The organism is Brevundimonas sp., assembly GCF_032107865.1.
Lineage (GTDB): Bacteria > Pseudomonadota > Alphaproteobacteria > Caulobacterales > Caulobacteraceae > Brevundimonas.
The window spans coordinates 1-11,784 of record NZ_DAMCNG010000074.1 but is presented as its reverse complement, the minus strand read 5'-3'; the positions used below and the strand labels follow the sequence as shown (position 1 = coordinate 11,784).

Annotated in this window: 14 protein-coding genes and 5 pseudogenes; 8 read left to right on the top strand and 11 right to left on the bottom strand. The window is 68.1% G+C overall.

Annotated elements, in window-relative coordinates; genetic code table 11:
- The 6 genes and pseudogenes from RT567_RS08275 to RT567_RS08255 form a co-directional block, all read right to left on the bottom strand.
- Positions 1-192: NAD(P)H-hydrate dehydratase (locus RT567_RS08275; RefSeq protein ID WP_313575685.1), on the bottom strand; the 192-nt coding region annotated here is incomplete at its 3' end.
- Positions 182-544, bottom strand: coding sequence for an NAD(P)H-hydrate dehydratase (locus RT567_RS08270; protein ID WP_313044717.1), 363 nt, complete (start codon positions 542-544; stop codon positions 182-184). The genes RT567_RS08270 and RT567_RS08275, both read right to left, overlap by 11 nt.
- Positions 545-603: 59 nt before the next feature.
- Positions 604-732: pseudogene (locus RT567_RS17255) on the bottom strand (hypothetical protein); the annotation flags it as partial.
- Positions 733-848: 116 nt separating this feature from the next.
- Positions 849-995 (bottom strand): annotated as a pseudogene (locus RT567_RS17250) (hypothetical protein); the annotation flags it as partial.
- Between the two features lie 94 nt (positions 996-1,089).
- A complete protein-coding gene (locus RT567_RS08260) occupies positions 1,090-1,287 on the bottom strand; it encodes a hypothetical protein (protein WP_313044719.1) in 198 nt (65 codons plus the stop codon).
- 109 nt (positions 1,288-1,396) lie between these two features.
- On the bottom strand, positions 1,397-1,591 hold the full coding sequence (locus RT567_RS08255; protein ID WP_313044720.1) for a hypothetical protein: 195 nt from the start codon (positions 1,589-1,591) through the stop codon (positions 1,397-1,399).
- A gap of 214 nt (positions 1,592-1,805) precedes the next feature.
- Here RT567_RS08255 and RT567_RS08250 point away from each other — a divergent pair, with 214 nt between their 5' ends.
- Entirely contained in the window at positions 1,806-2,054 is a 249-nt protein-coding gene (locus tag RT567_RS08250; protein ID WP_313044721.1) for a hypothetical protein, read from the top strand.
- Positions 2,051-2,821 (top strand): DUF72 domain-containing protein, encoded by a 771-nt coding sequence (locus RT567_RS08245; protein WP_313044722.1) that lies wholly within the window; start codon positions 2,051-2,053, stop codon positions 2,819-2,821. Before RT567_RS08250 ends, RT567_RS08245 begins: the two co-directional genes overlap by 4 nt.
- On the opposite strand, the pseudogene RT567_RS08240 reads toward RT567_RS08245, so the two are convergent.
- A pseudogene (locus RT567_RS08240) lies at positions 2,818-3,472 on the bottom strand (DUF6766 family protein). The gene RT567_RS08245 and the pseudogene RT567_RS08240 overlap by 4 nt on opposite strands.
- A 660-nt stretch (positions 3,473-4,132) precedes the next feature.
- Here RT567_RS08240 and RT567_RS08235 point away from each other — a divergent pair.
- The 4 genes from RT567_RS08235 to RT567_RS08220 are packed head-to-tail and all read left to right on the top strand — an operon-like array spanning position 4,133 to position 6,960.
- Entirely contained in the window at positions 4,133-4,717 is a 585-nt protein-coding gene (locus tag RT567_RS08235; RefSeq protein WP_313575682.1) for a DUF4142 domain-containing protein, read from the top strand.
- A gap of 5 nt (positions 4,718-4,722) precedes the next feature.
- On the top strand, positions 4,723-5,181 hold the full coding sequence (locus tag RT567_RS08230) for a hypothetical protein (RefSeq protein WP_313575681.1): 459 nt from the start codon (positions 4,723-4,725) through the stop codon (positions 5,179-5,181).
- Between the two features lie 41 nt (positions 5,182-5,222).
- On the top strand, positions 5,223-5,771 hold the full coding sequence (locus RT567_RS08225; RefSeq protein WP_313575679.1) for an SRPBCC family protein: 549 nt from the start codon (positions 5,223-5,225) through the stop codon (positions 5,769-5,771).
- Between the two features lie 16 nt (positions 5,772-5,787).
- The gene (locus tag RT567_RS08220) at positions 5,788-6,960 is read left to right on the top strand and encodes a zinc-dependent alcohol dehydrogenase (protein ID WP_313575677.1); all 1,173 of its coding nucleotides are present in this window, start codon (positions 5,788-5,790) and stop codon (positions 6,958-6,960) included.
- Between the two features lie 177 nt (positions 6,961-7,137).
- Here the strand turns inward: RT567_RS08220 and RT567_RS08215 are convergent, their stop codons facing one another.
- On the bottom strand, positions 7,138-7,380 hold the full coding sequence (locus RT567_RS08215; RefSeq protein WP_312205594.1) for a hypothetical protein: 243 nt from the start codon (positions 7,378-7,380) through the stop codon (positions 7,138-7,140).
- Positions 7,381-7,587: 207 nt separating this feature from the next.
- On the opposite strand from RT567_RS08215, the pseudogene dinB reads away from it, so the two are divergent.
- Positions 7,588-8,674 (top strand): annotated as a pseudogene (dinB, locus tag RT567_RS08205) (DNA polymerase IV).
- Positions 8,675-8,679: 5 nt separating this feature from the next.
- The gene (locus RT567_RS08200; RefSeq protein ID WP_312205596.1) at positions 8,680-9,249 is read left to right on the top strand and encodes an alpha-ketoglutarate-dependent dioxygenase AlkB; all 570 of its coding nucleotides are present in this window, start codon (positions 8,680-8,682) and stop codon (positions 9,247-9,249) included.
- 9 nt (positions 9,250-9,258) lie between these two features.
- Here the strand turns inward: RT567_RS08200 and RT567_RS08195 are convergent, their stop codons facing one another.
- The 3 genes and pseudogenes from RT567_RS08195 to RT567_RS08185 all read right to left on the bottom strand — a co-directional run.
- Positions 9,259-10,455 carry a DUF6880 family protein gene (locus RT567_RS08195; RefSeq protein WP_313575674.1) on the bottom strand — a complete coding sequence of 399 codons (1,197 nt, stop codon included), beginning with the start codon at positions 10,453-10,455 and terminating at the stop codon, positions 9,259-9,261.
- 131 nt (positions 10,456-10,586) lie between these two features.
- Positions 10,587-11,105, bottom strand: a complete 519-nt coding sequence (locus tag RT567_RS08190; RefSeq protein ID WP_313575672.1) for a response regulator — start codon at positions 11,103-11,105, stop codon at positions 10,587-10,589.
- Between the two features lie 30 nt (positions 11,106-11,135).
- Positions 11,136-11,784 (bottom strand): annotated as a pseudogene (locus RT567_RS08185) (sensor histidine kinase); the annotation flags it as partial.

Genomic DNA, 11,784 nt, shown 5'->3' with positions numbered 1-11,784 from the left:
CTGGAGGGGCGAGGCTCCGCGAGCCATGAAGCCGGCGATCAGGCCGGCCAGAACATCGCCGGACCCGGAGGTCGCCAGGCCCGCGACCCCGCCCTGGTGCCGCCAGGCCAGGCCGGACGGGGTGGCCACGAAGGTCGTGGCCCCCTTCATCACGACGACGGACTGCAGGCGGCCGGCCGCCTCACGCGCCATGGCGAGAGGGATCGGCCAGCACCGCCTCCCGGGAGAGATCAAGCAGTCGGGCCATCTCCCCGGCATGGGGCGTGAGGACGACGCGTCCATTCGCCAGCCGGGAGAAGATCTCGGCTTCTGACGGCGAAGGCAGGGCGGCGGCGTCCACCATCATGGGAAGGAAGGGCCAGGCCTCCATCAGCCTTTGGGCGAACCTGCGCGGGGTTTTGCGCGGCGCCATGCCGGGTCCGATCACCACGGACTCGGCATGGGCGGCAAGCGCCGCTGCGCAGGGGGCGGAGGGCAGGGCGATCTCAAGCCGTCGGGTCTCGGGCACGCACAGCATGGCGGCCTCGGGCAGGACGGCGCCCACCAGCTCTCGCCCCCGGGCGGCCGATGGTAGAATTTTCCCAGGAGGCGACGCGCTTCGGCCTGATCCGGAAAGAGCTCCGTCACGCCTGACGCGGTGAGCCGGTGCAGGACCCCGAACTCCCGTTCGCGAAGGCGCTCGTCCTCGCACAGGGCGATGGACGCCCCCGCCAGACCGCCGGCGGCTCGAATGGCTTCCGCGGTTTGCCGAGCGCGCCGATAGGGTGAAGCCAGGACGATTCCGGACGCTGATGGACCGGGAGGTTTGCGAACCAGGTCCCGAGGGCCTGGGCCTGGACGCGGCCCTGGGCGCTCAGCGGGACGTCGGCGTCCCGCATTTCCAGCTGGATACGATCATGACCCGCGGCATGGGCGGCTGTTAGCGCGACATTGCCGGCGCTTTGCCCATGGCGGACCAGCCAGAGGGCCGCTGGCCAGCGAGAGGCGGCGGTCATGTGGGATTTCGCGGCAGGCGGGGCCCGGCATGCTCGGATATAGCCGGCGGCGCCTCGCCTGCTCGTGCAGGGACGCCGCAACCGCTCTCCAGGCTCAAGCCGCTTCCGCCAGCGGAGAGGCGGCCGGAATGGCGTCTGCGGCGGCCGAAGCGCATTGGTTCAGGGGCGTGCGGGGAGACACCGGCGCCATGGGCCTGGCCGCAGCATGGCAAGGCGAGGATGTGAAGACATAGAAGCCGCGGTCGGCCATGGCGGCGAAGAAGTCCTGATCGTAGACGCGATCCGCAAACATCGAACTGACGGTCTCCCTTCCGGTCATCGGGAGGGCGTAACGAGACCCTCGCTGCAGCGTTCCACGGGTCGGGCTACCGACTCTTCGATCGGCGCAAGGCGCAGGGACCTCAGTCGTCAGTCGCCCGCTCAAGGGGCGCCTCGGCACCCGTCATCTGCGGGTCAGGCCGCTTTTCCTGATTTCTCAGAAACCCCGTCAACGCCGTGGCGAGGTAGACGAGAGCCAGCAGCAGAAGGAGGAGGCCTCCGAACTGCAGGAGCCGCCGGGGGTTGCGCAGGACTGGCGGCTTGTCGGCGGACTTCATCGGAGCGCTTTCCTTCAGGCTCGGTGTTCGGGTGTTCAAGCGCCCGGAGCCGCCGCCTGTTCCCGGGGGGCGCCGATGTGTCGCCGATCCGCCTTTTAGAGGCGATGCGCCCGGAACGCGTCGGTCGCCGAAGCGCTACCCGGGAGCAGCCGGCCGCCGGACCCTCCGTCCTTCGCGGTCGAAGAGACAACCCCTGGTCAGGTGAGGAATGGACATGAAATTCTACGAGATCGTCGTCGCCGACGCCCACGGCGCCGAGCGCAAGCTGAGGGTTCCTTCTCCGACGGATGCCCAGGCGGCGGACGCCGCCGCCCCCCTGTTGAAAAGCGGCGACTCCATTCTTTCGATCCGCGAGACGCCCGACGACGGTCTTCAGAGAACCGACGGTCCGCCCCCCAAGACCCAGGCCGAGGAACTCACGCCGACCACGCCCGGCATGGCGGCCCGTCGCGACGCTTCATGAGCCCTGATGGCCTAGCCGGCAGCGCAGCCCCCGGTGAGATCAAGCTCCGCGTCGGGACGGCGGGCTGGGCCATTCCCGCAGGGGTGAGAGACCGGTTTCCCGTCGCGGGCGGCGGACTCGAACGCTACGCCAGCCGTCTCGGCGCCGTGGAGATCAACTCCACCTTCTACCGCCGTCACCGCGTCTCGACCTTTGAGCGCTGGGCCGCCGCCACGCCTGCGGACTTCCGTTTCGCGGTCAAGGCGCCGCGTGAAATCACGCACCGCCGCAAGCTGGAGAACTGCGAAGACCTGCTCGCGGACCTGGCCGCCGATCTCCGCGGGCTGGGAGACCGCCTCGGACCGGTCCTGATCCAGACGCCGCCGGGCCTGGCCTTTGACGAGACCCGGACAGGCGCTTTTCTGGACGCCTGCGAAGCCCTGCTCGAAGCTTCGATCGTGATGGAGCCCCGGCACGCTTCCTGGTTCACGACCTCGGCGGATCATTGGCTCGCTTCTCGCCGGGTCGCGCGTGTTGCGGCCGATCCGGAACCCGCGCCGGGGGCAGGCCTGCCCGGCGGCTGCGGGGCCCATGTCTACTTCCGCCTGCACGGCAGTCCGGACATGTATCGCTCGGCCTATGGGCGCGATCGGCTCAAGGCCATCCTTCAACGGGTCATGGCGGCGGGGGAGGTCGGGGCCGAGCGCTGGGTCATTTTCGACAACACCGCCTCGGGCGCGGCGGCGGCGGATGCGCTCGCGCTCGCCTGGATGGCGAGGTCCGCCTAGTCTCCGGTCTGGTCGTGAGGCGCGGCGACAGGCTTGGACTCGGGCGACTCGCGTTGCCGCAGGAAGATCGACAGGACCACCAGGACCGCCGTCGACAAAAACTCGCTCTGCCAGTTCTGGAAGGACTCGAACCAGAGCTGGGGGTCGGCGAGATAGGCGACGGTCCCCGTGGCCGCCGCGCCATGCTCCAGCGCCTCCTGTGCGGCCGCTCGCGCGCTTTGGGTCCAGTGGAGGATGAAGGAGGCGAGGAAAAGGACCACAAGCGCCAGACCCAGGGACCGCGAATAGACGGCCCGCGCGAAGGCGCCCCAGCGCAGGGGCGGGCGCTCCCGCCTTGTCGGCCTGGGCCTGAAGATCGGCGTCGCGGGGCGGCGCCTCGGGGTCCCGGGATTCCGACGAACCCTTCTGGATCAGGAAGGCGGTCAGGACCACATAGGCCGCCATCTGCAGGAACTCGCTCTCCCAGTTCTCGAAGACGGTCGACAGGAAGGGAGCGCTGCCGAGGTATTCCATCAGCGTGCCGCCGTCCTGCCCGTGACGCAGGGCGTCCGCCGTCTCGACCCGCCATCCTGTCAGGGCGTGGCCGATAATGCTGGCGGCGAAGAGGAGCAGAAGAAAAAGCGTCAGTCCGTTGTCGCGCAAGATCCGCATGATGTCCTCCGGGTCGCCTTTGAAACGTGGTGACACGGTCAAGGCTCCTCTGACGCAGAGGCGCCGTGGAAGCTCCCTGTGTCGGGTAGAGGCGCGAGAAACAGACGGCGGCGAGGGGGATTGCCCTGTCTCACCGGAAGGACATCGCCCATGAACGCTCAGCAGTCCGGAGCGCTTTCGCTCGCCTCAATCGCCTTGCAGCTGACCCTCCTCGACACCCTGGTGGAGAAGGGGCTTCTTGAGCGGGAGGAGGTGCGGCGCCTCCTGCTCCGGGCGGACGCCAAGGTCGGAGAGAGTCCGTCCATGGAGAGGTCACCAGGGGATTTCTCGCCGATCTCCGTCGCGACCTGGGACTCCAGCATGAGTAGGAGCCCCGCCGCCGCTCGACGGGGCGACGGGGCGAGCGCAGGCTTCGCCTTGGCGCTCTCGGCGGACCGAGACCCCCAGCGCTCGGCCGGCGATTTCCGAACGGAGATCCTCTACTGCGGATTCCGCAAGGGCGAGAACTGCAGGTGTTTGGGCTTGTGTCGCCTTCCCGACAGTGGCGCGCAGCCCCGCTGCGCCGGGCTTGCCGGGGCCTGGCCGCGCCGGAAGGCCGGGGCCGGAAACCGGAGGACGCGCGGCGCGCTTCCTCAATCACATCCAGAGGAGCTCATGACCATGCGCCACGCCCCGATCATCGCCGCTTCAGCCGCCGCTGCGCTTCTGTCCGCCTGCAGTCCGCAAGGAGGTAACGAAGCTGTCGACAAGGCCCAGGACGCCGTTTCAGCGCCGGTCGGTCAGACCTCCGCCGCCACCATGGGAAGCAATATGGTCAGCGCCTATGTGCCGGGCGCCGCCATGGGCGACATGTATGAAATCCAGGCCGCCGACATCGCGCTCGAACGGGCCGGACGGGCTGACGTCAAGACTCTGGCTCAGATGATCAAGACGGATCACACCGCCGCCAGCGCGGCCCTCAAGACGGCGGCCGCCACGGCTGCTCCGGACGTCGCCCTGCCGGGCGAACTGGACCAGAGGCGCAAGGGCCTGCTGGATAATCTGAGGTCGGCGGGCGTGGCGGATTTCGACAAGGTCTATATCGACCAGCAGGTCGCGGCCCACCAGGAGGCCGTGACCCTGCATCGCGGCTTCGCCGACAATACGGATGCGCCGGCCCTCGCGGCCCATGCCCGGACCGTACTGCCGAAGATCGAGGCTCACCTGCAGAAGGCGCAGGAGATCCAGGCCGCGATCTCCGCCTGATCGACATGGCCCCCAGGCTGAAGGTTTTTGAATGGTCGGACGGCTTCCATCGTTTCACGGTGGCCGCCCCCTCCCGACCCAAGGCCCTGGCCGCCTGGGGCATCCAGCAGGACATCTTCGCTTCCGGCCTCGCAAAGGAGGCCCCCGAGGCGGAGGACGCCGAGGCGGCGCGAGCGCGACCTGGAGAGGTCGTCGAGCGTGGGCTGACGGTCGACATCGGCCAGGCCGGCCCCCGGGCGGCGCGACCCAGGGCGCGCAAGGGACCGACCGCCGCCGAGCGGCGCCGGGCCCAGCGCCTCGCTGACGAGCTGGAGACGCTCGATCGGGCACAGGCCGAGAGCGCGGAGGCTGTGCGCGTCGAGATGAAAAACCTTGAAGCGAGGGCCGCCGAAGAGAAGGCGCGGTTTGACCAGACACGGACCAGGCTGGTTCGCGATCTGGCCAGGGCGCGCGAGAAGCTATGATGGGCGGAGGCGCCGCGCCTCCCCCGAACCGGAGAGAACCCATGCAGACGCAGCCGACAAGCACTGACGCGGACATGGCGTCGACAGGATTTCTGAGCGACGGCGTCCACGACGGGGACCACGCCTCCTCGTCCATCCAGGCCGTCATGATCAACCGGCCCCGATCCGAGCTCTACGCCTTCTGGCGAGAATTTCGGAACCTTCCTCTTTTCATGGCCAATATCCGGTCCGTCAGCAGCGACGGACGCGACTGGGTCATAGCCGGGCCCGGCGGCATGGATGTCGAACTGGAAACCGAGATCGTCGAAGACCGGCCCGGCGAGAAGATCGCCTGGCGCTCCACGGAGGCGGCGGACGTCGATCACGAAGGCTGGGTCGAGTTCCGCGACAACGCCTTCGGGCGGGGGACCGAGGTCCGGGTCATGATCAGCTATGACCCGCCCGCCGGAGCCGTGGGCAAGTTCGTGGCCAAGGTGATGCAGCGTGAACCGCGGATCCAGGCCCGACGCGAACTTCGCCGCTTCAAACAGCTGATGGAGACGGGCGAGGTTTCCACCTCCCAAGCTCCCGCCGCCGCGTCCCGCGGCTGATCATAGGACGAATTCCATGCGCGCACTGACCTGGCACGGCAAACACGATGTTCGGGTGGACACGGTCCCCGATCCCGAGATCGTCAACCCTCGCGACGCCATCATCAAGATCACCGCCACTGCCATCTGCGGCTCGGACCTCCACCTCTATGACAGCGTCATCCCCGGCATGCACCGCGGCGACATTCTCGGCCATGAGTTCATGGGCGAGGTCGTCGAGGTGGGGCGGGGCAATACGAGCCTCAAGGTCGGGCAGAAGGTGGTGGTGCCATTCGTCATCGCCTGCGGCCAGTGCTTCTTCTGCGGCAAGGAGCAGTATTCGGCCTGCGACAACTCCAATCCCGCCGACAAGTCCGACGCCTCCGAGGTCGCCTACGGCTATCCTGCCGCCGGGCTGTTCGGCTACTCGCACCTGACCGGCGGCTACGCCGGCGGACAGGCCGAGTATGCGCGCATTCCGTATTCGGACTTCGGCCCCATCGTCGTGCCTGACGGCATGGAAGACGAACGGGTGCTCTTCCTGTCGGACATCTTCCCCACCGGCTGGATGGCGGCGGAAAACGCCGGGATCGAACCGGGCGACACGGTAGTGGTCTGGGGATGCGGGCCCGTCGGCCTGTTCACGATCAAGAGCGCCATCCACATGGGCGCGGCGCGGGTGATCGCTATCGACCACCATCCGCGCCGTCTCGCCCTGGCGAAACAGAACGGCGCCGAGGTGCTCAACTATCATGAGGTCAAGGTGCTGGAGGCCCTCAAGGAGATGACGGCGGGCATCGGCCCTGACGCCTGCATCGACGCCGTGGGCATGGAGGCGCACGGTTTCGCTCTCGACAACATCATAGATGCGGTCAAGCAGGAGACGAAACTGGGCACGGACCGCCAGCACGTCCTGCGGGAGGCCATCATGGCCTGCCGCAAGGGCGGCCGCATCTCCATGCCCGGGGTCTATGGCGGCGTCGGCGACAAGCTGCCGATCGGCGCCTTCATGCAGAAAGGGCTGACCCTGAAGACGGGGCAGACCCATGTGCAGAAATACCTGCCCAAGCTGCTGCAGCTGGTGATGGACGGTCAGATCGACACGACCGACCTCATCAGCCATCGCCTTCCCCTCGAGGAGGCGGCGACGGCCTACAAGAACTTCCACGACAATCCCAATGATTGGACCAAGGTCGTACTCAAACCTTGAGCCGCCTCGGGGGCGTCCGGCTTGTCGGCGAACAGGACGAAGGCCCGTCTCCGGTGGAGACGGGCCTCGATGGCGGAGCCTTGCGGCTCGACGCGGTCGGATGAAGGCGGGCGTTCGGGCTAGTCCGGGCTCAGGCGACGGGCCCAGCGGGCCTCGTCGCTCGAAGGACCGAGGCGTTTAGTGGCGATTATCGCGTTCATGGCGTTTCTCCTCGCTGGACGCCTGCTGTGTCGAACGCGCCTCGGCCGAATGGCCCTTGTGCACATCCTTCTCGCCTCCGCCGCCCGAGACCTGGCTGCGGGGCGACAGATGATCGGGATCTTCGGCGTCCTTCACTACGGGATCGGGCTGCGGGGCCTGCCGGTTCTGGTGACTTGAGCCCGGGCCGCCCCAGCGGTCGGCGTCCTTGTCTCGGTCCATTGACGTGTCTCCCTCTTGTTGGTCCAAGCCTGTCGAACCGTCGGTATGACGCCGTGTTCCTACTGTCCGGCAGCGGGCCCTGGCGGTCTTGGCGGAACCCTTCTCGGTCCCTTATCGGGGCGGCCGCCCTGGTCGCGTGGTGTTGAACGGCTGCCGACGGGCAGGATATCAGTTCCGGCTTTGTTCCCTTTCTGCTAGGCGTGGCGCATGGACGTCGCCGCGCCTCGCAAGATCATCCATGTGGACATGGACGCCTTCTTCGCCTCGGTGGAGCAGAGGGACGATCCCGCCCTGCGCGGTCGTCCTGTCGCCGTGGGTCACGCCGCCTCGCGCGGCGTGGTCGCCGCGGCCAGTTATGAGGCGCGCAGGTTCGGGGTGCGGTCGGCCATGCCGTCGAGCACCGCCTTGCGGAAGTGCCCGGAACTGATCTTTACGCCGCCCCGGTTCGAGGTCTATCGCGCCGTCTCGGCGCAGATCCACGCCATCTTCGCTGACTACGAACCTGATCGAACCCCTGTCGCTCGATGAGGCCTATCTCGACGTCACGGCCAATATCCGGGGATTGCCGACGGCCTCGGCGACGGCGCAGGAGATACGCGCGCGCATTCTCGAGGAGACCGGTCTGACGGCGTCGGCCGGGGTGTCCTACAACAAGTTCTTGGCCAAGCTGGCCTCGGACCAGCGCAAGCCGAACGGCCAGTTCGTGGTCCCGCCGGGGCGAGGGGAGGCTTTTGTCGAAGCCCTGCCTGTGAAGCGTTTCCATGGCGTCGGGCCGGTGACGGCGGAGAAGATGAACCGTCTGGGCATAGAGACGGGCGCGGACTTGAGGCGTCAGTCCCTGGCCTTCCTGCAGCATCACTTCGGCAAGTCCGGCGCCTGGTATCACGGCGTGGCGCGGGGAGAGGATCATCGCCCGGTCAATCCGGATCGCGAACGCAAGTCGAGCGGCTCGGAGACCACCTTCGCCAGCGACCTGGTTGATCCGGCGGCGATCGAAGCCGAGTTGGACGAGATGGCGGATGATGTCTGGGCCTGGTGCGAAAAGGCCGGGTCGCTGGGCCGGACCGTGACGGTGAAGGTCAAGTGGGCCGACTTCCAGCAATCGACCCGCAGCCGCTCCTTTAATGAGCCGGTCGCCTCTAAGGCGCGCCTGCGCGAGATCGCCCGCCTGCTGGTGCGATCCCTCTATCCGCCGACCAGGGGCGTACGGCTTGTCGGCGTGACCCTGTCCAATCTGGAGAAGGCGTCGCCGGGGACGCCTTCCAGGGCTTGTCCGGGCGAGCTGGCGCTGTGACCGCCATGCTCCAGGCGGACCTGTTCGGGGACGCGCCTCAGCCTGCCGTGCCTCCGGGCTTCGACTATTGGCCGGAGGTGCTGTCGGCATTCGAGCAAGCGGCGGTGGTCGAGCAACTGCAGCGGTTGAGCTTCAGGCCCTATGAGCACATGGGCTACCAGGGCTTCCGGCAGATCGCCGCCTTCGGGCGCCGCTATGATCTGGAACGGGGCAGGCTGGAAGCAGCCGATCCCTGGCCGGATTTCCTGAAGGGGCTCCTGGGCTTTCTGACCGGACGGCTCGACCTTGATGAAGAGACCTTCGTCCAGGCGCTGGTCAATGAATACGCCCCCGGCGCCGGGATCGGCTGGCACCGCGACAGGGCGGTCTACGGGGAGATCCTCGGCGTCTCCTTTGTCGCGCCCTGCGTCATGCGCCTGCGCCGGAAGGACGGGACGGGATGGCGTCGGTCAGCCGCGCCGTTGGCGCCTGGATCGGCCTATCGGTTGTCAGGCGAGGCGCGGAGAGACTGGGAGCATTCGATCTCTCCCATGACGGCCCAGCGCTATTCCATCACCTTCAGGACCCTGGCCTGACCGGAGCGCCTAGCTGGCCAGGATGTCGGCGGCTTCGGGATAACGCTGGGCCAGGCGCGAGGCCCAGTCCGCAGACATCGGGCGAGCCTGCCGGGCTTCGCGGGGACGCGCAAGGACGAGGGCGGCCGCCTCCCTGTGAGCGGGCCAGTCCATCAGGAGGCGCATGGCGGCCTCGAAGTCCGGGTGGCTGGAGGCATGGACGAAGGCCCGGTCCAGGGCTTCGACGTCGTCGAAGTCGGGCAGGCGCGAGAGGTAGTCGCGCAGGACCGGCGCCGACAGGTCGCGCTCGAACAGGCTCCAGCGCAGGTCCTGGGCCTCCTGGCGGTTTCCTTCGGCGTCGAGCACGTCGATGGAGGCGGCTTCCCAGGCCGGGGTCAGGCGGGGCGAGCCGTTCTTCGGGCTGTGGCCGAAGGTCCAGCGGCGGTTGAGCGGGGAGGGGCTCAAGGCGCCCTCCAGGGCGGCGCGGGCTTCGGCGACACGGCCGGCGTCCAGGAGGCGGCGGGCGATGTCTGCGGCTATGTCGGGCGATCCGGCCTGTTCGGGGGTGACGAGCGACAGCCAGAGGTCGAGGTCCCCGGCCTTGTCCGCCAGGCGGCGCAGCAGGTTGCGGCCTGCCGGGGTCTTCCTGGCCGAGGCGTCCAGGCCGTCGAGCAGCCGGCGCGCCGTGCGTGGACCTAGGGTCTCGCCGGCGGCGGAGATCCAGCGAGCATAATCCTGTGGATGCCGCCGCAGGGCGTCGACCAGGTCGCGCAAGGCCTGGTCGTCGACGGTCTCGGCGAGGGTGAAGAGATCGGGAGCGGCGGCCTCGAACGCAGCCGGCAGTTCGCCCTTGGTGTCCTTCACTCGGCCAGCCAGGCCGGGATAGAGGTCGAACCAGCGGATGAGGACGGCGAGCGCCTCGCCGGGAGCCTCGGGCACCAGACGCTCGACGATCATCGCGCGGTGGGTGTTCAGGTCGTCGAGAAGGTCACCGCGCCTGCGCCAGGAGACGCGGGTGCGTGCGGCGGCGAGCGCGGTGAGGCGCTTGTCGATCTCCAGGGCCAGGATGTCAGGGCTGATCTCAGCCGCGAGCTCGAGGCGGAGGCGGCGTTTGAGATTGGCGTTCCCAGCGCCCGCCTCTATCAGCAGGTCCGCCAGGCGCGGCGCGCCGAGGTGGACCAGGCTGGCGGCTGAAAGCCGCGTCGAGAGTCTTGTTTGACGCGCCATGGGGTCCTTAGCGAGGCGGGCGAACCTGCCCGACCCCCTATAACATACTCAGCCTGACGCCTGTCGAAACCGAGACGTCGGGCCCCGCCTTGTTCAGGGGCTCTCGTACCAGGCTTTCAGTTCCGACGGTCCTATGCCGCAAGACGCGTCGTGAAGGCCGGCGCATCAAGCGTGGAACGCCGGCCTTTCCGGGGCTGCGTCTTCGGCTTGCCGACGAAATCATCCATCCCCGCCGCCGCATATTCTTCCTGTTGATGCTGCAGGGCGTTGGCCGTCAGGGCGAGGATCGGCGTGCGCTTTCGTCCCAGGAAGGCTTCTTCGGCGCGGATCGCGCGCGTGGCGGCGAGGCCGTCCATGACGGGCATCTGGATGTCCATGAGGACCAGGTCCCAGTCACGCTGTCGCCAGGCCTCGACGGCCTCGTGGCCGTTTTCGACAAAGTGGCATTCCACGTCTGCCGGTTCGAGAAGAAGCTCGAGGACCTTGCGATTGATCGGATGATCCTCCGCCGCCAGAATTTGCAGCGCAGCGGGCGGGTCGCCCGGTGAGGCTTCGCTGAAGGCGGCCGCCGGCAGAGCCGGTTCCGCCTCTGGCTGCGGGCGGGGCGTGTTCCGACGTTCCGGCAGCGGGAGGACGACGTCAAACCTCATGCCCGCGTCCGGAAGACGTTCGGCGCGAATGTCGCCCTTCATCAGCGCGACGAGGTCGGCGCAGAGGGAAAGGCCCAGACCTGCGCCTCCATGACGGCGGGTCGGGGACTCGTTGCACGAACTTCTGGAAAAGCAGCGCCATCTGGTCGGCGGCCACCCCGGGTCCGGTGTCGGACACCGCCAGCCGCAGGCCCTGCGGGTCGGCGCAGGCTTCGACCAGTATCCGGCCATGGTCGGTGAACTTGACCGCGTTCGAGATGAGATTGGCCATGACCTGGCGCACACGCGTTTCATCACCGACGTAGACCTCGGCGAGTTCCGGCGCGGCGGTCAGACGCAGCTCCAGGCCCTTGGCCGCCGCTGCGGGTTGGAAAAGGCGGACCAGACTGTCGAGCAGGTCGTGCAGGACCAAGGGGCGGCGATCCAGAACGAAGTGACCGGCTTCGATCTTGGACAGGTCAAGCATGTCGTTGAGCAGGACCCTGAGGGCTTCTCCGGATTCCAGCAGGAGCAAACTTTGCTCGCGTTCGCGCGGCGGCAGGTTCGCGCCCGCTAGCGCTCGCGCCAGGCCCAGGACGCCATTGAGCGGCGTCCTGATCTCATGGCTCATATTGGCGATGAAGGCGCTCTTGGCCCGGCTGGCGGCTTCCGCCTGACGGCGCGCGGCGACGGCCGCCGC

What these genes read in the sequence shown, in the direction of transcription:
- RT567_RS08245 (WP_313044722.1), top strand. Translation starts at nt 2,051, where the DNA reads ATGAGCCCTGATGGCCTAGCCGGCAGCGCAGCCCCCGGTGAGATCAAG.
- RT567_RS08230 (WP_313575681.1), top strand. Translation starts at nt 4,723, where the DNA reads ATGGCCCCCAGGCTGAAGGTTTTTGAATGGTCGGACGGCTTCCATCGT.
- RT567_RS08255 (WP_313044720.1), bottom strand. Translation starts at nt 1,591, where the DNA reads ATGAAGTCCGCCGACAAGCCGCCAGTCCTGCGCAACCCCCGGCGGCTC.
- RT567_RS08215 (WP_312205594.1), bottom strand. Translation starts at nt 7,380, where the DNA reads ATGGACCGAGACAAGGACGCCGACCGCTGGGGCGGCCCGGGCTCAAGT.
- RT567_RS08235 (WP_313575682.1), top strand. Translation starts at nt 4,133, where the DNA reads ATGCGCCACGCCCCGATCATCGCCGCTTCAGCCGCCGCTGCGCTTCTG.
- RT567_RS08220 (WP_313575677.1), top strand. Translation starts at nt 5,788, where the DNA reads ATGCGCGCACTGACCTGGCACGGCAAACACGATGTTCGGGTGGACACG.
- RT567_RS08225 (WP_313575679.1), top strand. Translation starts at nt 5,223, where the DNA reads ATGCAGACGCAGCCGACAAGCACTGACGCGGACATGGCGTCGACAGGA.
- RT567_RS08195 (WP_313575674.1), bottom strand. Translation starts at nt 10,455, where the DNA reads ATGGCGCGTCAAACAAGACTCTCGACGCGGCTTTCAGCCGCCAGCCTG.
- RT567_RS08260 (WP_313044719.1), bottom strand. Translation starts at nt 1,287, where the DNA reads ATGTTTGCGGATCGCGTCTACGATCAGGACTTCTTCGCCGCCATGGCC.
- RT567_RS08200 (WP_312205596.1), top strand. Translation starts at nt 8,680, where the DNA reads ATGCTCCAGGCGGACCTGTTCGGGGACGCGCCTCAGCCTGCCGTGCCT.
- RT567_RS08250 (WP_313044721.1), top strand. Translation starts at nt 1,806, where the DNA reads ATGAAATTCTACGAGATCGTCGTCGCCGACGCCCACGGCGCCGAGCGC.
- RT567_RS08190 (WP_313575672.1), bottom strand. Translation starts at nt 11,105, where the DNA reads ATGAGGTTTGACGTCGTCCTCCCGCTGCCGGAACGTCGGAACACGCCC.